General features: G+C 69.1%; 19 protein-coding genes. 7 read left to right on the top strand and 12 right to left on the bottom strand.

Annotated elements, in window-relative coordinates; all coding sequences use genetic code 11:
- Positions 1–17 precede the first annotated feature (17 nt).
- Both ASG27_RS12435 and ASG27_RS12430 read right to left on the bottom strand, forming a co-directional pair.
- Positions 18–1,013: a Bug family tripartite tricarboxylate transporter substrate binding protein gene (locus ASG27_RS12435; protein WP_056169065.1), complete on the bottom strand. Its 996-nt coding sequence runs from the start codon at positions 1,011–1,013 to the stop codon at positions 18–20.
- Positions 1,014–1,087: 74 nt separating this feature from the next.
- On the bottom strand, positions 1,088–2,011 hold the full coding sequence (locus ASG27_RS12430) for a 3-keto-5-aminohexanoate cleavage protein (protein ID WP_056417456.1): 924 nt from the start codon (positions 2,009–2,011) through the stop codon (positions 1,088–1,090).
- 132 nt (positions 2,012–2,143) lie between these two features.
- Between ASG27_RS12430 and ASG27_RS12425 the strand changes: the two genes are divergently transcribed.
- Positions 2,144–2,839, top strand: a complete 696-nt coding sequence (locus ASG27_RS12425) for a Crp/Fnr family transcriptional regulator (protein WP_056417453.1) — start codon at positions 2,144–2,146, stop codon at positions 2,837–2,839.
- 45 nt (positions 2,840–2,884) lie between these two features.
- Here ASG27_RS12425 and ASG27_RS12420 read toward each other — a convergent pair whose 3' ends face one another.
- The 10 genes from ASG27_RS12420 to ASG27_RS12375 form a co-directional block, all read right to left on the bottom strand.
- Positions 2,885–3,163, bottom strand: a complete 279-nt coding sequence (locus ASG27_RS12420) for a hypothetical protein (protein ID WP_056417450.1) — start codon at positions 3,161–3,163, stop codon at positions 2,885–2,887.
- A gap of 65 nt (positions 3,164–3,228) precedes the next feature.
- On the bottom strand, positions 3,229–3,930 hold the full coding sequence (locus ASG27_RS12415; protein ID WP_056418285.1) for an ABC transporter ATP-binding protein: 702 nt from the start codon (positions 3,928–3,930) through the stop codon (positions 3,229–3,231).
- A 37-nt stretch (positions 3,931–3,967) separates the two neighbouring features.
- The gene (locus ASG27_RS12410) at positions 3,968–4,720 is read right to left on the bottom strand and encodes an ABC transporter ATP-binding protein (protein WP_056417446.1); all 753 of its coding nucleotides are present in this window, start codon (positions 4,718–4,720) and stop codon (positions 3,968–3,970) included.
- The gene (locus ASG27_RS12405) at positions 4,717–5,751 is read right to left on the bottom strand and encodes a branched-chain amino acid ABC transporter permease (RefSeq protein WP_082493206.1); all 1,035 of its coding nucleotides are present in this window, start codon (positions 5,749–5,751) and stop codon (positions 4,717–4,719) included. The genes ASG27_RS12410 and ASG27_RS12405 overlap by 4 nt, the downstream gene beginning before the upstream one ends.
- 5 nt (positions 5,752–5,756) lie before the next feature.
- Positions 5,757–6,629, bottom strand: coding sequence for a branched-chain amino acid ABC transporter permease (locus ASG27_RS12400; protein ID WP_056417445.1), 873 nt, complete (start codon positions 6,627–6,629; stop codon positions 5,757–5,759).
- Between the two features lie 42 nt (positions 6,630–6,671).
- Positions 6,672–7,844 carry an ABC transporter substrate-binding protein gene (locus ASG27_RS12395; RefSeq protein ID WP_056417441.1) on the bottom strand — a complete coding sequence of 391 codons (1,173 nt, stop codon included), beginning with the start codon at positions 7,842–7,844 and terminating at the stop codon, positions 6,672–6,674.
- Positions 7,841–8,656, bottom strand: coding sequence for an alpha/beta fold hydrolase (locus ASG27_RS12390; RefSeq protein ID WP_056417438.1), 816 nt, complete (start codon positions 8,654–8,656; stop codon positions 7,841–7,843). The genes ASG27_RS12395 and ASG27_RS12390 overlap by 4 nt, the downstream gene beginning before the upstream one ends.
- The gene (locus ASG27_RS12385) at positions 8,653–10,203 is read right to left on the bottom strand and encodes a benzoate-CoA ligase family protein (RefSeq protein ID WP_056417435.1); all 1,551 of its coding nucleotides are present in this window, start codon (positions 10,201–10,203) and stop codon (positions 8,653–8,655) included. Before ASG27_RS12385 ends, ASG27_RS12390 begins: the two co-directional genes overlap by 4 nt.
- Positions 10,204–10,282: 79 nt before the next feature.
- Positions 10,283–11,833: a 3,4-dehydroadipyl-CoA semialdehyde dehydrogenase gene (locus ASG27_RS12380; RefSeq protein ID WP_056417433.1), complete on the bottom strand. Its 1,551-nt coding sequence runs from the start codon at positions 11,831–11,833 to the stop codon at positions 10,283–10,285.
- A gap of 98 nt (positions 11,834–11,931) precedes the next feature.
- Positions 11,932–12,399, bottom strand: coding sequence for a 4-hydroxylaminobenzoate lyase (locus ASG27_RS12375; protein WP_056417430.1), 468 nt, complete (start codon positions 12,397–12,399; stop codon positions 11,932–11,934).
- Between the two features lie 241 nt (positions 12,400–12,640).
- Here ASG27_RS12375 and ASG27_RS12370 point away from each other — a divergent pair, with 241 nt between their 5' ends.
- From ASG27_RS12370 to ASG27_RS12345, 6 genes are all read left to right on the top strand, one after another.
- Positions 12,641–13,582, top strand: a complete 942-nt coding sequence (locus ASG27_RS12370) for a helix-turn-helix transcriptional regulator (protein ID WP_056418279.1) — start codon at positions 12,641–12,643, stop codon at positions 13,580–13,582.
- 217 nt (positions 13,583–13,799) lie between these two features.
- On the top strand, positions 13,800–15,470 hold the full coding sequence (gene boxC / locus ASG27_RS12365) for a 2,3-epoxybenzoyl-CoA dihydrolase (protein WP_056417427.1): 1,671 nt from the start codon (positions 13,800–13,802) through the stop codon (positions 15,468–15,470).
- A 123-nt stretch (positions 15,471–15,593) separates the two neighbouring features.
- The gene (gene boxB, locus ASG27_RS12360; protein WP_056417424.1) at positions 15,594–17,021 is read left to right on the top strand and encodes a benzoyl-CoA 2,3-epoxidase subunit BoxB; all 1,428 of its coding nucleotides are present in this window, start codon (positions 15,594–15,596) and stop codon (positions 17,019–17,021) included.
- A gap of 149 nt (positions 17,022–17,170) precedes the next feature.
- Positions 17,171–18,454: a benzoyl-CoA 2,3-epoxidase subunit BoxA gene (gene boxA / locus ASG27_RS12355; protein ID WP_056417421.1), complete on the top strand. Its 1,284-nt coding sequence runs from the start codon at positions 17,171–17,173 to the stop codon at positions 18,452–18,454.
- Positions 18,455–18,754: 300 nt separating this feature from the next.
- On the top strand, positions 18,755–19,921 hold the full coding sequence (locus ASG27_RS12350) for a DUF3182 family protein (protein WP_056417419.1): 1,167 nt from the start codon (positions 18,755–18,757) through the stop codon (positions 19,919–19,921).
- Positions 19,905–20,675, top strand: coding sequence for an alpha/beta hydrolase family protein (locus tag ASG27_RS12345; protein ID WP_056417416.1), 771 nt, complete (start codon positions 19,905–19,907; stop codon positions 20,673–20,675). The genes ASG27_RS12350 and ASG27_RS12345 overlap by 17 nt, the downstream gene beginning before the upstream one ends.
- Positions 20,676–20,778 lie beyond the last annotated feature (103 nt).

The raw sequence follows: 20,778 nt of genomic DNA, 5'->3' as shown, positions 1-20,778 counted from the left end.
GGTGCGTCAAGACCTGTTCAAGACTCGGCCGTGAACCCGATCTTCTTGACCAGCGGCCCCCAGCGCTCGAACTCCGCCTGCTGCGACGCTGCCATCTCGGCCTGGGTCGACCCCTTGGCGATCAGGCCCACGACGGCCAGGCTGTCGATCACGGCCTTTTCCTTGATGGCCTGGTTGATGGCTGCATTGGCGGCGGCCACCACGCTGGCCGGCGTGCGGGCGGGGGCGTAGAACCCGAACCATTCCTCGGTCGTGAGCTCGGGGAAGCCCTGTTCCGCAAAGGTCGCCACTTCGGGCGAGAACGGCGAACGCGCCTGGCCGGACGTGGCGATGAGCCGCAGCTTGCCCGCCTTGTGGTTGGGGATGAAGTCGCCGCTCGGGGTGACCATGGACGCGATCTGCCCGCCCACCACATCGGTCACGCCGGGGATGGAGCCGCGGTAGGGCACATGCTTCAAGTCCACGCCGTTGTTGATCCCGAGCAGCGCACCGATGAAGTGCGGCGTGGAGCCCGCGGCGGGCGAGCCGTAGTTGGCCTGGCCCGGGTTGGCCTTGGCCCAGGCCAGGTAGTCCTTCACGGTCTTGACCGAAGCTGGCACCAGCGGGCCCACGGCCAGGCCATGGTGCATGACCGCGCCGATGGACACGGGCACGAAATCCTTCACCGGGTCGTAGCTCAGCTTGCTGTAGATGTGCGGGTAGATCGACGTGCACGAGAACGGCGAGAGCGTGAGTACGCTGCCGTCCACCGGTGCACCCTTGAGCGACTCCAGCGCGATGCGGCCGCCCGCGCCGGGCTTGTTCTCCACCACAGCGCTGTTGCGGGTGTACGCGGAGCCCGCCAGCTTTTCGCCCACGCGCCGCGCGACGCTGTCGCCCGCGCTGCCGGCCGGAAAGCCATACAGGATCTTGACCTGCTCGATGGTCTGCGCAAAGGCGCTCCAGGGCGCGAGGGCCCCGAGCGCGGTGGCAGCACCCACGTGGTGCATGAACTGGCGGCGTGTCGGCTTCATCATTTCTTGTCTCCTCTTTCTTTCTGGTGGGGATGGGTGCGGCGGCGATGGATGCGGTGGCGGGATGGTGACGTTCAGTGCGGCGCGAACTCGGGGCGGGGGCCGCCCACGCGCGGCAGGCCCATCAGCGCGCGGGCCTCGGCGGGCGTGGCGGGCTCCATGCCCAGCTCGCGGATCACGCGCACGATGCGCTCGGTGAGCTGCACGTTGGTGGCCAGCTCGCCGTGGCGGTAGTAGAGGTTGTCCTCCAGCCCCACGCGCGCATGGCCGCCCAGCAGCAGGGCCGCGACGTTGGCTTCGAGCTGCGAGGGGCCGATGCCGCTCACGCAGAACAGGCTGTTTTGGGGCAGCGTGTCCACCATCATCTGCAGGTGGCGCGGCGAGTACGGCATGGCGTTCTGGAAGGCGCGGTGCACGTTCATCACCAGGTTGATGAAATGCGGACCGTCGTCGTCATGCCCCTCGTCGATGAGGGTGGTGGTGTCCTGCAGGATGTGGGTGGGGCTGAAGACCTCCCACTCGGGCTTGATGCCGCGCGCCTTCATGCCGGCGGCCAGTTCGCGGCCGCGGCTCAGGGGGGTGTCCATCAGGATCTCGCGGCCGTCAAAGCTCAGGTTGAGCGTGGTGGCGTCCAGGGTGCACATCTCGGCGCCTGCGTCCATGCCCTTGATGCGCTCTTCCCAGGCGATCTCCCAGCGGTTGCCGGGCAGCGGCCTGACCATGTCGCCGTGCACGCCGCCGCCGGTGGAGTTGTTGATGACGATGTCGCAGCCCTTGGCGCGGATGCGGGTGTTGATGTCGCGGTAGATGTCGGCGTTGCAGGTGGCGCCGTCATCGGGCCTGCGCGCATGGATGGCCACCACGCTGGCCCCGGCGTTCCAGCAGCGCTGCACGTCCTCGGCGATCTCGGCGGGCTGGGTGGGCAGGTGCGGGTTCTGCGATTTGTGCGCCATGCCGCCGGTGGGGGCGATGGTGACGATGACTTTGCGCTGGGTCATGGCATTGGCTGAGGGAAAATGGTACTGCACGCATTATTTTTTCGGGCGCTTGCATACTCAGTCATTGCGATGACATTTGGACTCAGGGTATACGAGGAACCGTGCGGCCCTGCCCGTTGGAGAACGCTTCCCATGCTGGTCAAAAAGGCTGCGCCCACGGCCGCCGAACTGCTGAACGACTCGGCCTGGTTTCCGGTGCTCAACGTCGCAGCCCAGCAGCGCGTGCTGGAGGACCTGCGCGAGGTCGACGTGCCGCAGGGCGGCGCGCTGTGCCGGCGCGGCGACGTGCCGCTGCACTGGTACGGCGCGATCGAAGGGCTGCTCAAGTGGACGGTGACGTCAGACGACGGGCGCTCGGTGACGCTGGGCGGCCTGTCCGCGGGCAGCTGGTTCGGCGAAGGCACGCTGCTGCGCGGCGTGCCCCGCACCGCCGACATCATCGCGCTGCGGCCCAGCCGCGTGGCGCTGCTGCCGGTGGACACCTTCGAATGGCTGCACGCCACGGAGCGCAGCTTCGACCACTTCCTGCTGCGCCAGATCAACGAGCGCATGCACTGGTTCCTGGGCAACTTCACGGCCTACCACCTGCTGGACACCGACACGCAGGTCGCCCGCGCGCTGGTGGGGCTGTTCCACCCCTTCCTGCACCCCGGCAGCGACCCGCACCTGCATGTCTCGCAAGAGGAGATCGCCAACCTCTCGGGACTGTCGCGCCAGCGCTGCAATGCGGCGCTGAAACGGCTGGCGCAGGCGCAGCTGATCGCCATCGGCTATGGCGGCATCACGGTGCTGGACCTGGCGGGACTGCAGCGGCGCGTGCCGGCCTGAACCGGGCGTCCTGGCTGCCGTGGACACTGCCCGGCAGTGGGTGCCTCAGGGCGCGGACACGGCGCAGCGGTAGCTGGCCGCGCTGCGCGCGTCTCCGCCCACGTACTGCGGATAGCGCGGGTAGCGCGGGTAGCGGCACAGCGGGCGCGATGCCACCGTGGCGGAGGGCGCGGCCGGCGCGTTGCGCACCTGCACCAGCGCATCGGCCGGGGCGGGCACGGCAGGCGCCTGGCCGGTGGTGCCACAGGCGAACAGGGCGACCAGCGCCGCCCCGGCAAGCGGCCACCGCAGGCAATGCAGGGAAGTCGCCATCGAGCGTGTCATGGGGTCTCCTGGGAACGCCGGGGGCAATGGTGAAGCGGCTGCGGTGGGGCGCGTGCGCCGGGGGCTTACACGCTCAGCAGCCCATGCAGGGCCTGCGGATCGGCCAGCAAGCCGGCCGATGCGCCCTGCAGCACGATCTGGCCCTTTTCCATCACCATCGCGCGGTCGGTGTGCGCCAGCACCTTGCGCCAGTCGCGGTCCACGATGAGCGTGGCGATGCCGGTCGCGCGGATCTCGGCGATCACGCGCCATATCTCCACCACGATCAGCGGGGCCAGGCCTTCGGTCGCTTCGTCCAGGATCAGCAGGCGCGGGTTGGTCATGAGTGCGCGGCCGATGGACAGCATCTGCTGCTCGCCGCCGGACAGCTGCTGCCCGCCGTGGCCCAGCCGCTCCGCCAGGCGCGGGAACGTGGCCATCACGCGGTCGAAGGTCCAGGCTCGGCCGCCGTCCGGGCCGGCGCGGGCGCTCATCACCAGGTTCTCGCGCACGCTCAGGTTGGGGAAGATGCCGCGTCCTTCGGGCACGTTTCCGATGCCCAGGCGCGCCATCTTCTCGGGCACCCAGCCGGTGACGGCGCGGCCGTCCATGCGCACCTCGCCGGCCGGCGGGCGCACGTAGCCCATCAGCGTGCGGATCAGCGTGGTCTTGCCCATGCCGTTGCGGCCCAGCAGGCCCACGGAGGTGGCGGCGGGAATCTCGGCGTCCACGCCGCGCAGCACATGGCTGTCGCCATAGCGCGCGTGCAGGCCGGTGACGTTGAGCATGGCGGTCTCCTTGGGTTGCTGCGGGGCGGTGCGCATCTCAGTGCCCGTCGCCCAGGTAGGCGGTGCGCACCTCGGGGTCCTGGCGGATTTCGGCGGGGTCGCCGGTGGCGATCACCGCCCCGTTGACCATCACGGTGATGCGGTCGGCAATGCGGAACACCGCATCCATGTCGTGCTCCACCAGCAAGATCGCATGGCTGCGCTTGAGGCGCGACAGCAGCGCGAGCATGCGGTCGGTTTCCTCGGCGCCCATGCCGGCCAGGGGTTCGTCGAGCAGCAGCACGCGCGGCCGCGTGGCGATGCACATCGCCACCTCCAGCTGCCGCTTGGCGCCGTGGCTCAGCGTGCCTGCCGTGCGGTGCGCGTCGGCGGCCAGGCCGGCGGCTTCGAGCGCCTCGTGCGCCGTCTGGTTGCTGTGCCTGCAGGCCGCGGCGGCCTGCCAGAGCTTCCAGGGCTGGGGCGCCGCGGCCTGCGCTGCCAGGCGGCAGTTCTCGTGCACGGTGAATTCCGGGAAGATCGTGGTGCGCTGGTAGCTGCGCCCCACGCCGGCCAGCGCGCGCCGCGCCTGCGATTGCCGCGTGATGTCCCGCCCGTCGAGCGCGATGCGCCCGTCGGAGGCATCCAGCTCGCCCGACAGCATGTTGATGAGCGTGGACTTGCCCGCGCCGTTGGTGCCGATGACGGCATGCACCTCGCCCAGGCGCAGGTCCAGCGTCACCGCGTTGACCGCCACCAGACCTCCGAAGCGGCGCGTGAGGCCTTTGACCGAGAGCAGTGCGGCGGCGCTCATGGGCGGACCTTCAGCGAAAGGCGCTGCGCCACGCCCACCAGGCCCTTGGGCAGCAGCGCGACGAAGACGATGATGGACAGCCCCAGGGTCAGCTGCCAGTGGTCGGCCAGCGGCCCCATGACGGCGTGCGTGGACAGCAGCTCCTTGAGCAGGGTGAACACCACCGCGCCGATCACCGCGCCGCGCAGGTGTCCCATGCCGCCCAGGATCACCATCAGCAGCACGTCGCCCGACGTGTGCCAGGACAGCAGCTCCGGGTTCACCACGCCGTCGCGCGCGGCCAGCAGAAAGCCGGCCAGCCCGGCGAGCGCCCCCGCCAGCACGAAGGCCGCCAGCTTGTAGCCGTAGGTGTGAAAGCCCGCCGCGCGCATGCGCTGCTCGTTCACGCGGATGCCCGCCAGCGCCGCCCCGAAGCGCGAGCGCCGCACCAGCGCCAGCAGCCCGTAGGTGAACACCAGCGCCGCCAGCACCGTGTAGAACAGAACGCCGCGCGACTCCAGGCTGAGGCTGCCGATGGACGGTCGCACATCCAGGTAGATGCCGTCGCTGCCGCCGCCCACCTTGGTGTCGTGGAACACGAAGTACGCCATCTGCGCAAACGCCAGCGTGACCATGATGAAGTACACCCCGCGCGTGCGCAGGCTGAGCGCCCCCACGGCCAGCGCATACACGGCGGCGGCGCCCATCGACAGCAGCAGCAGGACGACAAGGTTGCCACCTTCCTGGCCCGAGGCCAGCACCGCCGTGTAGGCACCGATGCCGTAGAAGGCGGCATGGCCCAGGCTCACGAGACCGGCAATGCCCACCAGCAGCTCCAGGCTGAGCGCGAAGATCGACAGGATCATCACCTTGACCAGCAGGTCCGACAGGTAGGGGCTGAGCGCCATGCCGCCCGCGCCGACGGCGATGGCAGCGGCCACCGGCAGCAGCGTGGCGATGAGGTGCCCGCCGGCCCTGCCGGGCGAGCCCGCCGCAGCGCCTGCGGGGCCCGCGGGGCGGAGGGGGGCCGGTGAAGGAGTGGATGGATTCATGACCGTCATGCCTTGCGCCCCATCAGCCCCTCGGGCCGCCAGATCAGAACCCCGGCCATCAGCAGGTACACGCCGATGCCGCTGATTTCCGCGAAGAACACCTTGCCGAAGGTATCGACAAACCCCACCAGCAGCGACGCCACCAGCGCCCCGGTGATGGAGCCGATGCCGCCGATGACGACCACCACGAAGCAGATGATGAGCACGCTGGCGCCCATGTTGGGGTACACCGAGGACATGGGCGCGGCGATCATCCCGGCCAGCGCCGCCAGCGCCACGCCCGCCGCGAAGACGATGCGGTACAGCCGCCGGATGTCGATGCCCAGGCCGCGCACCATGTCGCGGTTGCTGGCACCGGCGCGCACCATCATGCCCAGGCGGGTGCGGTTGACCACCCAGTACAGCCCCACGGCCAGCACGATGCAGGCTGCCGACGCGAAGAGGCGGTACCACGGGTAGCTCATGAGTTCGCCCAGCGCGAAGCTGCCGTCGAGCCACGCAGGCGCCTTGACGCCGTGCACGTCGTTGCCCACCAGCAGCGAACGCAGTTCCTCGAACACGAGGATGAGCCCGTAGGTCATCAGCACCTGCTGCAGGTGGTCGCGCTGGTACAGGTAGCTGAAGAACGCCCACTCCAGCAGGTAGCCCAGCACCGCCGCCAGCGCGATGCCCGCGAGCAGCATGACAAGGAACTGGTCGCCGAACAGCGGCGACAGCGCGAACGCCATGTAGGCGCCGATCATGTAGAAGCTGCCGTGCGCGAGGTTGATCACGCCCATGATGCCGAAGATCAGCGTCAGCCCGGATGCCACCAGAAACAGCAGCAGCCCGTACTGGACCGAGTTCAGGCACTGGACCAGGAAGGTTCCGATGTCCATGGAAGGTGTGTCCTGTGTTGAAGGAGACGGTCTGCCAGCCGTTTACAGCTTGCAGCCGCGCGCGGGGTCGGCCAGCGCCTTGGCGGCCACGCCGACGACCTTGTTCTCCTTGCCGTCCACCTTGCGCAGGTAGATGTCCTGCACGGGGTTGTGGGCGCGGCTCATGGTGAAGGGGCCGCGCGGGCTGTCGATGGTGGCCTTCTGCACGGCGGCAGCGAACTCGGCCTTCTTCGCGATGTCGCCCTTCACGGCCTTCAGGCCCGTGGCCAGGATCTGGGCGGCGTCGTAGCCCTGCACCGCGTACACGTCGGGCTGCAGCTTGAAGGACTTGGCGTAGGCGGTGCGGAACGCGTTGTCGCGCGGGGTGTTCAGGCCGTCGGCGTAGTGCAGGGTGGTGAGCAGGCCCTGCGCGGCATCGCCCTGCGCCTCCAGCGTGCCGTCGGTCAGAAAGCCCGAGCCGTACAGCGGCGTGACCTTGTTCAGCCCGGCGGCTGCGTAGTCCTTGACGAACTTGACCGCGCCGCCGCCCGCGAAGAATGCGAACACCACGTCGGGCTTGGTGGCCGCGATCTCGGTGAGCAGCGCCTGGAACTCCACGTTCGGGAACGGCACGGTGAGCTGCTTGACGACCTTGCCACCTTCCTTTTCAAAGCCTTCCTTGAAGGCCTCGGTCATCTCGTCGCCGGCGGCGTACTTCCAGGTGATGGTGACGGCGGTCTTTTTCTTCTCCTGCTTCGCGGCCACGGTGCCCATGCCGTAGGACGACTGCCAGTTGGAGAACGACGAACGGAAGATGTTCTGCGCGCACAGGGCACCCGTGACCGCATCCGCACCCGCGTTGGGCACGATGAGCAGGGTGCCGCTTTGCTTGGCGGCGCGCGCCATCGCCGTGGCGACGCCCGAATGCACGGTGCCGACGATCACGTCCACGCCGTCGCGCTTGATGAGCTTGTTGACGTTGTCGGTGGCCTTGGCCGGGTCCGATTCATCATCGACCTTGAAGAACTCGATCTCGCGGCCCGCGAGCTTGCCGCCCTGCTCGGCCACGTGCAGCCGAAAGCCGTTCTCGATGGCCACGCCCAGCGCGCTGAAGGTGCCGCTGAACGGCAGCATGAGCCCGACCTTGAGCTTGTCGGTGGTCTGGGCCGTGCCTGCGGTGGCGCCGCAGGCCAGTGCCAGCGCTGCGAATGCCGTGCGTGCGTAGCGAGATGTCATGGTTGTCTCCTGGATGTTGTCGTGATGAACGCCACCGTCTCGGCGATCACGTCGCCGGGCCGGTCACGGTGGGGGGAATGCGCGCAGGCGGGCAGCTCCAGCAGGCGGGTGCCCGGCACGCGCTCGGCAATGCCGCGGATCTGCGCCAGCGTTCCGTATTCGTCGTCCAGGCCCTGCACGGCCAGCACAGGCGCGCGCACGGCGGCGATGTCGGCCACGATGCTCCAGCCGCGAAAGGCGGGGTCGAGCCAGATGCGGTTCCAGCCCCAGAAGGCCGAATCGGGGTCGTCGTGGTAGCGGGCGAGCCTCTGCGGAAGGTCGGTGGTCTCGTAGGCGGCGCGCGCCTGTTCGATGTTGGCGATGGTCACGTCCTCGACGAAGATGTGCGGCGCCAGCAGCACCAGGCCGGCCACGCTTTCCGGAAAGCGGGCGGCGTACAGCAGCGCGATGGAGGCACCGTCGCTGTGGCCGAACAGCCAGGGCGCTTCACTCACGCCCAGCGCCTGCAGCAGCGCAGGCAGCACCTCCTCGGCCTGCCGGTGCATGAAGTCCACGCCCCAGCGCTCGTCGGCCGCGCGCGGCGTGGAGCGGCCGTAGCCGGGGCGGGAGAACACCAGGCCCCGAAAGCCGCCGTCCGCGCACAGCCGCTGCGGGAAGTCCTTCCACATCGCCAGCGAGCCCAGGCCTTCGTGCAGGAAGACCACGAGCGGAGCGTCGGTACGCTCGGGCGCGATCCACTGGTACTCGACCTGCACCTCGCGCCCGCGCCAGGCAATGTTGGCGAATTCGCTGATTTTGGCCTTGGCACTCATGCCTGCGCCTCCTGCTCGCGCAGGCGAAAGCGCTGGATCTTGCCGGTGGCGGTCTTGGGCAGCTCGGGCACGAACTCGATGAAGCGCGGGTACTTGTAGGGCGCCAGGCGGTCCTTGACGAAGGCCTTGAGCTCCTCTTGCGTCGCGCCGTGGCCGTCCTTGAGCACGACGAAGGCCTTGGTCTTGGTCAGGCCCTCGCCGTCCTGCTTGCCGATGACCGCCACCTCCAGCACGGCGGCGTGCTGCATCAGCGTGGCCTCGACCTCGAAGGGCGACACGTAGATGCCGCTGACCTTGAGCATGTCGTCGCTGCGCCCGGCGTAGGTGTAGTAGCCGTCTGCGTCGCGCACGTACTTGTCGCCGCTCTTGGTCCAGCCGCCCTGGAAGGTGTCGCGCGTCTTGTCGCGGTTGTTCCAGTACATCAGGGCGGCGCTGGGGCCGCGGATGTACAGGTCGCCCACCTCGCCGTCGGCCACGGGGCGGCCGTCCTCGCCGCGCAGCTCGACCTCGTAGCCGGGCACGGGCTTGCCCGTGGTGCCGTAGCGGATGTCGCCCGGGCGGTTGGACAGGAAGATGTGCAGCATCTCGGTGGAGCCGATGCCGTCGATGATGTCGCATCCGAAATGCGCCTTGAAGCGCTGGGCGATCTCGGCGGGCAGCGCCTCGCCGGCCGACGAGCACATGCGCAGCGCCACCTGGGCGCGCGCCGGCAGCCGGGGCGAGGCCAGCATGCCCGCAAAACCGGTGGGCGCACCGAAGAACACGGTGGGCCGGTGGTCCACCCAGCGCTGGAAGGTGGCATCGGGCGTGGGCCGCTCGGCCATCAGCACCACGGTGGCGCCCACCGACAGCGGGAACGTGAGCGCATTGCCCAGCCCGTAGGCGAAGTACAGCTTGGCGGCCGAGAAGCACACATCGTCGCGCGTGAGGCCCAGCACGGGCTTGCCGTACAGCTCGGCCGTCCACCAGAGATTGCCGTGGGTATGCACCGTGCCCTTGGGCTTGCCAGTGGAGCCCGACGAGTACAGCCAGAAGCCCGGGTCGTCAGGTCCGGTGGCGGCCGGCGCAGGCAGCGGCTGCGCATAGGCAATGGCCTCGTCCAGCGCCACGGCCCCTTTGCCGACCGCCTGCGTGGGCTGCGACACCCACAGCGCGGCCACCTCGTGCGGGCCGAGCGCCATGGCGCTGTGCAGCACGGGCAGCAACGCGCCCGACACCAGCACGGCCTGGGCGCGGCTGTGGCCCAGCATGTAGGCGTAGTCGTCTGCGGTGAGCAGGGTGTTGACCGCCACGGGCACCACGCCGGCGTACAGGCAGCCCAGAAAGCACACGGGCCAGTCGCTGGTGTCGTGCATGAGCATCAGCACCCGCTCTTCGCGGCGCAGGCCGGCATCCACCAGCACACCGGCCAGGCGCCGGGCGCGGTCCTGCAGGTCGCCGTAGCTCAGCGTGCCGCGGTCGTCGATGTAGGCCGTGCGCTGCGCGTGGTCGCGGTTCAGGTCGAACAGGTGCTGCGCAAAGTTGAAACGCTCGGGCAGGGTGGTCATGGCGATGTCTCCGTGGTTCGCTGGCGTTTTTCTGGTGCTGCGTGCTGGCTGGCGGCTGCCGTGGTCTGCGCCTGGGCGGTCACAGGCCCAGCGCGGCCAGCACACCAGGGCTGGCCTGCACGGCGCTGCGCTGGTGGTAGAAGCCCAGCGCCCGCAGGCCCGCGAGCTCCGCCCCGCCGCCCGCACGCCCCGGACCGCCGTGCAGCGACATGGGCATCACGTTGCCGTGGCCGGTGTGGGCCTGCGCGACGTCGGGCGTCACCACGTGCACGCGGCCATGGCTGGCTGCGAGCTGCACGGCGGCATGCCCCAGCGCGGCCTCGTCGGCGCCGTACAGCGATGCCACCAGCGACCCCTGGCCGCGCTGTGCAAGCGCCAGGGCATGGTCCACATCGCGGTAAGGCACCAGCGTGGCCACCGGGCCGAACACCTCGACGTCGTGCACCACGGCCGCCGCATCGGCGTCGCGCGCACCCAGCAGCACCGGGCCGATGCAGGCCGCCACGGCGGGGTCGGCGTCCACCAGCGGCGCCTGCCGGCCGTCGTGCAGGATGTCGGCGTGGGCGCACAGCTGCGCCAGCCCCTCGCGCACGGCGTGCAGCTGGGCGGTGCTGACGAGCGAGCCCATGCGCACGCCGTCGTTGCGGGGGTTGCCCACCGTCACGCCTGCGAGCTTGGCGCCGATGGCCTCGGCCGCAGCGCCGTACACGCCCGCCGGCACCAGGATGCGGCGGATGGCGGTGCATTTCTGGCCCGACTTGACGGTCATCTCGCGCACCACTTCGCGCACCAGCAGGTTGAAGGCGTCGCTGCCGGGTGCCGCATCGGGCAGCAGCAGCGCACTGTTGAGGCTGTCGGCCTCAATGTTGGCGCGCACCGAGCGCCGGGCCACCGCGGGGTGCGCGCGGATGATGCCGGCCGTGTCGGCCGAGCCGGTGAACGAGACCACGTCGAACGGCCCGAGCTGGTCCATGAGCCCGGCGGAGCTGCCCGCAATGACCGACAGCGCGCCCGCCGGCAGCACGCCCGCATCGACCACGTCGCGCACCATGCGCTGCGTGAGCCAGGCGGTGGACGTGGCGGGCTTGACGATCACCGGCACGCCGGAGAGCAGCGCGGGCGCCGCCTTTTCCCACAGGCCCCAGGCCGGGAAGTTGAAGGCGTTGATGAACAGCGCCACGCCGCGCGCGGGCACCTGCAGGTGCTGCGACAGGAACACGGGCTCCTTGCCGAGCCGGGCGGCGTCGCCATCGCGCAGCGCGCGCACATCGCCCAGCGCATCGCCCCATTTGGCGTACTGGCCCAGCGTGAAGATGCCGCCGTCGATGTCCACGGCGGAGTCGTTCTTCACCGTGCCGCTGTTGGCCGTGGCGATCTCGTAGTACGCGTCGCGGTGGGTTTGCAGTACCTTGACCACGGCGCCCAGCAGCGCGGCGCGCTGCCGGTAGGTCAACGCACGCAATGCCGAGCCGCCCTGTTCGCGGGCGAACCGGAAGGCCTCGGGCAGGTCGAGGCCCGTGGCATCCACGCGCACCAGGTCGTGGCCCAGCACCGGGTCCTGGAGCACGGCGCCCGGGCCCTGGCCGGTTTGCCAGCGTCCGGCAGCGTAGTTGGGGAGCAGTTCGGTCATGGGGATCTTTCTTGCAGGTGGTCGGCAGCGCCCGCGGTGGCGATGTCGGTGGCGGCAGCGATGCAGCGGACAAGTCGGGCGGCGAGCCCGCCGTGCCTTCAGCGCGTGAATTGAATCTGCCCCTCGGGCAGCAGGTAGAGCACCAGCGAGCGGCCCTGGGCCACGGTGGGGCGGTGGGCGCTGCCGGGCGGGTACACGCACCAGCCGGCGGGGTGCCCGTCGAAGGTGGCGTCGCCCTCCAGCGGCATGATCAGGTCGATCTCTCCGAGCGGATGGGTGTGGTGCGGGCCGGCGATGTCCTGCATGTCCACCACGTCCACCGAGAAGCGGTGCAGCGCGTCGTCTGCCTGGAAGACCCGGCCGTAGCGGATGCCGCCGCCCTCGCGCTCGCAGAGCCAGCCTTGCGCCACGCCCGCCAGGCAACCCGCCTTGAGCTGCCGGTAGGCGTCGCTGCCCTGGCCGTGCGTCTGGTTGAGCCAGGTTTGCAGGTCACCGTCCAGACGTCGGCCTGCGATCTGCCCGGTCAATGCGGCCAGGGCTTCATGGAATGCTGCTTTATCGGACATGGCGACTCGTGGGTGGCTGGGACAATGGAGCGCAGCGTGCACAGTGCTGCATGCATTTTCTTGTGGGATTCGGCAATGTGCAGTATCTTGCCTACACATGAACGATAGATAATGCTTGATGCAGTGTCAAGCACTATAGTGCATGCATGGTGTTTTCCCTTACGGTGTCCGGCCGCGCGGGCCGCCCGGGGGATGCACCGCAAAATGCCCAGGTGCAGCCGATGTGAATTTGAGGATGGACATGAACGAACCAGAAGACACCGCCACCTTGCCCCCAGCCCTGGGCGAGGTCGCGCCAGGGCCTGCCGACGAAGCCCGTAACCCCCTGCTGACCGCACTGGGCGAGCGGGTGCGTAACCTGCGTGCGCAGCGCGGGCTCACGCGCAAGGCGGTGGCGGTGGCGGCCGATGTGTCGGAGCGGCACCTGGCCAACCTGGAGTACGGCACGGGCAACGCGTCCATCCTGGTGCTGCAGCAGGTGGCCGGCGCGCTGCACTGCTCGCTGGCCGAACTGGTGGGCGACTTCACCACCCGATCGCCCGAATGGCTGTTGATCCGCGAGCTGCTGGAGCACCGCAGCGAGCCCGAGCTGCGCCGCGCCCGGCTGGCCCTGCACGAGCTGCTGAACAGCGGCGCCAGCGACACGGCACGCCACCGGCGCATTGCGCTGGTGGGGCTGCGCGGCGCGGGCAAGTCCACCCTGGGCCCCCTGCTGGCGCGCGACCTGGACGTGCCGTTCATCGAGCTGAGCCGCGAGATCGAAACCCTGGCGGGCTGCAGCGTGCGCGAGATCCACGACCTGTACGGCACCACCGCGTACCGCCGCTACGAGCGCCGCGCGCTTGAGGAGATCGTGCAGATCCACAGCGAGGTGGTGATCGCCACGCCCGGCGGCATCGTCTCGGACCCCGCCACCTTCAACGAGCTGCTGGCGCACTGCACCACGGTGTGGCTGCGCGCCGCGCCCGAGGAGCACATGGGCCGCGTGCTGGCCCAGGGCGACATGCGCCCCATGGCCGCCAGCAAGGAGGCCATGGACGACCTGCGCCGCATCCTGGAAGGCCGGGCGGCGTTCTATTCCAAGGCGGACCTGACCATCGATACCTCCGGGCAGAACCTGGAGGAAAGCCTGCGGCAGCTGCGCACCGGCGTGCGCAGGCTGATGGCCAGCCGGCCCGACTGAAAGCCCGGCCTCCCCCACCCGCCCCCCGGGCGCCCCCCCCCACGCGCCACCGACCGCCTGACCGGCGGAGCGCCCTCTGCACGGCCCATCGCGTCAGAAAAATTGGCGATCAGCACAAACATGCATTGACTCGCCTGCCAACATGCATCATGATGCACATCAGTTGATGGATTTATGCACTATTATTCCTGTTAGCAGTTTTTGACGGAGACGCCCCATGACCGCCCAGACCACCGCACCCACCCGCGTTGACTACCGCACGGACCCCACGCAGTACCGCCACTGGAAGCTGGCGGTGGATGGCGCCGTCGCCCGCCTGTCGCTGGACATCGCCGAAGACGGCGGCATCCGCCCCGGCTACAAGCTCAAGCTCAACAGCTACGACCTGGGCGTGGACATCGAGCTGCACGACGCGCTCAACCGCGTGCGCTTCGAGCACCCACATGTGCGCACGGTGATCGTCACCAGCGCCAAGGACCGCATCTTCTGCTCGGGCGCCAACATCTTCATGCTGGGTGTCTCCAGCCACGCCTGGAAGGTGAACTTCTGCAAGTTCACCAACGAGACGCGCAACGGCATCGAGGACTCCTCCAAGCACTCGGGCCTGAAGTTCGTCGCCGCCGTGAACGGCGCCTGCGCGGGCGGCGGCTACGAGCTGGCCCTGGCCTGCGACGAGATCGTGCTGGTGGACGACCGCTCGTCGGCCGTGTCGTTGCCTGAAGTGCCGCTATTGGGCGTGCTGCCCGGCACCGGCGGCCTGACGCGCGTGACCGACAAGCGCCATGTGCGCCACGACCTGGCCGACATCTTCTGCACCAGCGTGGAAGGCGTGCGCGGCCAGCGCGCGGTGGACTGGCGCCTGGTGGACCGCATCGCCAAGCCGGCGCAGTTCGCGGCCGCTGTCGATGAGACCGCCACCCGCTTGGCCGAAAGCAGCCACCGCCCCGCCAACGCACAGGGCGTGGCCCTGACCCGCGTGGAGCGCGAAGAGAGCGCCGACAGCCTGCGCTACGCCCATGTCAGCGTCGACATCGACCGCACCCGCCGCACGGCCACGCTCACGCTGAAGGCGCCCACCGGCGCGCAACCCACGGACATCGCCGGCATCGAGGCCGCAGGCGCCGCCTGGTGGCCGCTGGCCCTGGCGCGCCAGCTGGACGACGCCATCCTGAACCTGCGCACCAACGAACTCGACATCGGCACCTGGCTGCTCAAGACCGAGGGCGACGCCCAGGCAGTGCTGGCGAGCGACGCCACGCTGATTGCCCACCAGGACCACTGGCTGGTGCGCGAGACCATCGGCGCGCTGCGCCGCACGTTCGCGCGGTTGGACGTATCGTCGCGCAGCCTGTTCGCGCTGGTGGAGTCGGGCTCGGCGTTTGCCGGATCGCTGGCCGAACTGGCGCTGGCCGCCGACCGCACCTACATGCTGGCCCTGCCCGACGATGCCGAGCGCGCGCCCAAGCTCACGCTCAACGAGTTCAACTTCGGGCTGCTGCCGATGGTGAACGACCAAAGCCGCCTGCAGCGCCGCTTCTACGAAGAAGCCGCCCCGCTGGAAGCCGCGCGCGCCGCGGCCGGCACGCCGCTGGATGCGGACGCCGCGCTGGCCCTGGGCCTGGTGACCGCAGCCCCGGACGACATCGACTGGGACGACGAGATCCGCATCGCCATCGAGGAGCGCGCCGCGATGTCGCCCGACTCGCTCACCGGGCTGGAGGCCAACCTGCGCTTTGCCAGCAAGGAGAACATGAACACCCGCATCTTCGGCCGCCTGACCGCCTGGCAGAACTGGATCTTCAACCGCCCGAACGCCGTGGGCGACAAGGGTGCGCTCAAGGTCTACGGTACCGGCGAGAAAGCCGGCTTCGATCTGAACCGCGTCTGACCCCAAAGCCCCAACCAACCGATTGACCTCCCCACCCGTTCAGGCTGAGCTTGTCGAGGCCCTGCGCAAGCCTTCGACAAGCTCAGGCCGAACGGATATGAACCTCCACTTGAAGGACTGGCCATGAGCACGATCAACTACAGCGAGAAGATCCCCAACAACGTCAACCTCGGCGAAGACCGCACGCTGCAGCGCGCGCTCGAAGGCTGGCAGCCCAACTTCATCAACTGGTGGGACGACGTGGGCCCCGAGGGCTCGACCGACCACGAGGTCTACCTGCGCACCGCCGTGAGCGTGGACCCGCAGGGCTGGGCACAGTTCGGCCACGTGAAGATGCGCGACTACCGCTGGGGCATCTTCCTGAACCCGGGCGACGCCAACCGCGAGATCCACTTCGGCGACCACAAGGGCGAGAAGGCCTGGCAGGATGTGCCCGGCGAGCACCGCGCCAACCTGCGCCGCATCATCGTGACGCAGGGCGACACCGAGCCCGCGTCGGTGGAGCAGCAGCGCCACCTGGGCCTCACCGCGCCCAGCATGTACGACCTGCGCAACCTGTTCCAGATCAACGTGGAAGAAGGCCGCCACCTGTGGGCCATGGTCTACCTGCTGCACAAGCACTTCGGCCGCGACGGCCGCGAGGAGGCCGAAGCGCTGCTGCAGCGCACCTCGGGCGACCAGGACAACCCGCGCATCCTGGGCGCCTTCAATGAAAAAACGCCCGACTGGCTGGCGTTCTTCATGTTCACCTACTTCACCGACCGTGATGGCAAGTTCCAGCTCTCGGCCCTGGCCGAAAGCGCGTTCGACCCGCTGGCCCGCACCACCAAGTTCATGCTGACCGAGGAGGCCCACCACATGTTCGTGGGCGAGTCCGGCGTCTCGCGCGTGCTGGCGCGCACCGCGCAGGTGATGAACGAGCTGAAAACCGACGACCCGGCCAAGGTGCGCGCCGCCGGCGCCATCGACCTGGGCACGGTGCAGCGCTACCTGAACTTCCACTACAGCGTGACCATCGACCTGTTCGGCGCCGACCAGTCGAGCAACGCCGCCATCTTCTACAGCTCGGGCCTCAAGGGCCGCTACGAAGAAGGCAAACGAGGTGACGACCACATCCTCAAGGGCCAGACCTACAAGGTGCTGGAGGTCAAGGACGGCCAGCTGCTGGAAAAGGACGTGCCCATGCTCAACGCGCTGAACGAGGTGCTGCGCGACGACTTCATCAAGGACTCGATGGCCGGCGTGGGCCGCTGGAACAAGGTGCTGGAAAAAGCCGGCATCCCCACGCGCCTGTCGGTGCCGCACAAGGCCTTCAACCGCCAGATCGGCGCCCTGGCCGGCATCAAGATGTCGCCCGACGGCCGCGTGGTGAACGACGTGGAATGGGCAGCGCGCAAGGCCGAGTGGCTGCCCACGCCCGAGGACTTTGCGTTCGTCGCATCGCTGATGGGTCGCGTGGTGGAGCCCGGCAAGTTCGCGGGCTGGATCGCACCACCGGTGATGGGCATCAACCGCCAGCCGGTCGATTTCGAATACGTCCGCTTTAATTGAGCCCCCCTGAGCCGCTGCGCGGCTTCCCCCCCCCGAGGGGGGACGCCACCGGCGGCCCGGCGGAGCCGGTTGCGCGGTGGCACTGGCCCGGGGCCGCGCGCAATCCAAGGCATCGCCCAAGAATTCTGCGGCTTCGCTGGAAGAAAAATATGGATACCACCACGCTGATCGACAACGGCATGCTGAAGCAGCACCTGATCGACCCCGAGATCTGCATCCGCTGCAACACCTGCGAGGCCACCTGCCCGGTGGGCGCCATCACGCACGACGACAACAACTACGTCGTGCGGGCCGATGTGTGCAACGGCTGCATGGCCTGCATCTCGCCCTGCCCCACGGGCTCCATCGACAACTGGCGCACCATGCCGCTGGCGCGGGCCTACAGCATCGAGGAACAGCTGACGTGGGAAGAACTGCCCGCAGAACTGTCGCCCGAGGAGCTGGCGGCCGAGGGCGCACCGGCCGCGGCGGCACAGGCCACCGGGCTGCGGGCTGCGCCGCCCGCCGCCTCGGCAGAGCCCGGGGCCCAGCCGTTTCAATCGGCGCAGTACGGTGCCACCGTGCCGCCCTGGTCGGCCGCGCACCCCTACACCAACCTGTTCCCGCCCCGAAGCCCCACCACCGCGACAGTCGTGGGCAACTTCAACTGCACCGAAGCGGGTTTCGAGAGCGAGACACACCACGTGGTGCTCGACTTCGGCAGCATGCCGTTCCCGGTGCTGGAGGGGCAGTCCATCGGCATCATCCCGCCGGGCACCGATGCGCTGGGCAAGGCACACCACGCGCGCCAGTACTCGATTGCCAGCCCGCGCAACGGCGAGCGGCCCGGCTACAACAACCTGGCGCTCACGGTCAAGCGCGTGACCACCGACCACGACGGCCACGCCGTGCGCGGCGTGGCCTCCAACTACGTGTGCGACCTGCAGGTGGGCGACAAGGTGCAGGTGGTGGGGCCGTTCGGCAGCTCGTTCCTGATGCCCAACCACCCGCGCTCGCACATCGTGATGATCTGCACCGGCACCGGCAGCGCACCGATGCGGGCCATGACCGAATGGCGCCGCCGGCTGCGCAGCAGCGGCAAGTTCGAGGGCGGCAAGCTGCTGCTGTTCTTCGGGGCGCGGACCCAGCAGGAGCTGCCCTACTTCGGCCCGCTGCAAAGCCTGCCCAAGGACTTCATCGACATCAACCTCGCGTTCTCGCGCACCGCAGGGCAACCCCGGCGCTATGTGCAGGACCTGATGCGCGATCGCGCCGCCGACCTGGCTGCGCTGCTGCGCGATGGCAGCAGCCACTTCTACGTGTGCGGCCTCAAGAGCATGGAAGAAGGCGTGGTGATGGCCCTGCGCGACATCGCCACCGCCAGCGGGCTGGACTGGGGCCAGGTGGGCGCGGCGCTCAAGCGCGAAGGGCGGCTGCACCTGGAGACGTACTGAGGGGTGAGGCGTTCAAACTGCCCCTACCGCTTGATGGGCGTCATTTTTAAGCTATATATTTAATAGCAAACTGCATGCCAGGCCGGCAAAACACGCTGCAGGCCCGGGCTGAGAGCCCTGCGTGCATCGGCGCCTGGCGTGTTGCATGGCTTGCGCCGGGGTGGCGCCGCTGTCCCGCGCTTGCTTATCCGTCCTACACCGGACGGAGCGGTCCAAAAATACGATGCTTTCAGAACGCCCGTGCTTTGGTACCGGCGCCGCCGGCCCGCTGGCCGGCCCTCCGAAAGGAAAGGACCTTGCATGACCGACCCGACCGCGCATGGCGGCCCCTTGCGCTCCGCGCTACAGCACACGGCGCTGCAGCATGAAGAAGTGGTCATGCCGTTCACGCTGGGACTGCGCGGCCATGCCAGCGAACACGAGCGCCAGACCCGTGAACACATCGCACGCCGCGTGGCCCACCTGAAGGGCTGTGCGTTCAGCCACGAACTTCCCCCCTCGCTGTGGACGCAGCGCACCTACCTGGTGCCGAGCGAAACCCTGGTGGAGGCCGCCGCCCTGAGCCTGCACCTGCGCGGCGAAGACGATCTGTTCGGCGGCGTGGTGCCCCACGCCTTCGTGGCGACCAAGGCCATCACCCATCCCTTGATCGCGCCCGATGCCGCCGCGCCCCCGGGCTGGAGCCATGTTCTGCCCGAAGCGGTCGAGAAGGCCGTGCTGGCGGGCTACACCGCCTTCACGCGCCACGACGCGGCCGAGGCCGGCGAACGGCTGCTGGCCCTGGGGCCCGTGCGCATCAAGCCCGTGGCGGAGACCGGCGGGCGCGGGCAGTCGGTGGTGCATGCCATCGGCGAGCTGACCATGAGCCTGGCGGCGCTGAGCGACAACACCTTTGCCGAGCATGGCGTGGTGCTGGAGCACAACCTCTCGAACGTCGACACGCTGAGCGTCGGCCAGGTGCGCGTGGCGGGCATCCTGGCCTCGTACCACGGCCGCCAGCGCCTCACACGCGACAACCGCGGCGCCGTGGCGTACGGCGGGTCGGACCTGACCGTGGTGCGCGGCGACTTTCATGCGCTGCTGGCCACGCTGCCCCCCGGCCCGGTGCGCAAGGCCGTGGACCAGGCGCTGCTGTACGACGCCTCGGTGCGGCAGTGCTTTCCGGGCTTTTACGCATCGCGTGTCAACTACGACGTGGCACAGGGTATCCATGCCGGCGGCGAATGGAGCTCGGGCGTGCTGGAGCAGTCCTGGCGCATCGGTGGCGCCACCGGCGCGGAGATCGCCGCGCTGGAGGCCTTCCATGCCGACCCCGGCCTGAACACGGTGCGGGCCAGCTGCATCGAAGCGTTCGGCCCTCTGGCGCCACCGCCCGCATCCGCCATCGTCTACTTCCAGGGCGAGGACCCCGAGGTCGGGCCGCTGACCAAGTACACCGTGGTGCAAGCCGATGGCGACACGGCATAGAGACATTCAGATCCCTTCGGGCGACCGCACCATCGCCGGCACCCTGGTGGCGCCGGACACCGTGGTGCCCGGCGTGTTGCTGGTGCACGGCTGGGACGGCAGCCAGGAGCAGTACCTGTCGCGCGCCCACACCATTGCGGCGCTGGGCTGCATCTGCCTCACCATCGACCTGCGCGGCCATGCCCGCGACAAGGCGCACCGCGACACCGTGACGCGGGAAGACAACCTCAACGACATGCTGGCCGCGTACGACCTGCTCACCGGGCATCCGGCCGTGGACAGCCAATCTGTGGCCGTGGTGGGCAGCAGCTACGGCGGCTACCTGGCCACCGTGCTCAGCGCCCTGCGGCCGGTGCGCTGGATGGCGCTGCGCGCGCCGGCCCTCTACAAGGATGAGGACTGGCTGGTCCCCAAGCAGCACCTCGACCGCCAGGAACTGGCCCGCTACCGCGCCATGAAGCTGCCCACCGACGCCAACCGCGCGCTGGCGGCCAGTGCCGTGTTCGAAGGCGATGTGCTGCTGGTCGAATCCGAGATGGACCACATCGTGCCCCACCCGGTGCTGGAGAACTACCGGGCCGCATTCCTGCGCACCCGCTCCATGACCTACCGGGTGATTGCTGGTGCCGACCACGCGCTGGCCAAGCCCGAATGGAGCGAGGCCTACACCGGCATGCTGGTGAACTGGATGAAGGAAATGCTCGGCGAGGCCAAGGAGCGCGCCGCAGCGCGCGACAAGGCTGCGACCCGCTGAAAGCACCGCGCCAACACGTGGCGCCGATGCGCAAAGCAGACGCTGTCTGACACGGTCCAGCAGCCGGCGGTGGAGTAATGGAAGGCATCACGCTCCAAGGAGA

The organism is Acidovorax sp. Leaf191 (assembly GCF_001424425.1).
In the GTDB taxonomy this organism is placed as follows: Bacteria; Pseudomonadota; Gammaproteobacteria; order Burkholderiales; family Burkholderiaceae_C; genus Acidovorax.
The sequence above is the reverse complement of the archived record's forward strand: the minus strand, read 5'-3'. Positions and strand labels throughout refer to the sequence as shown.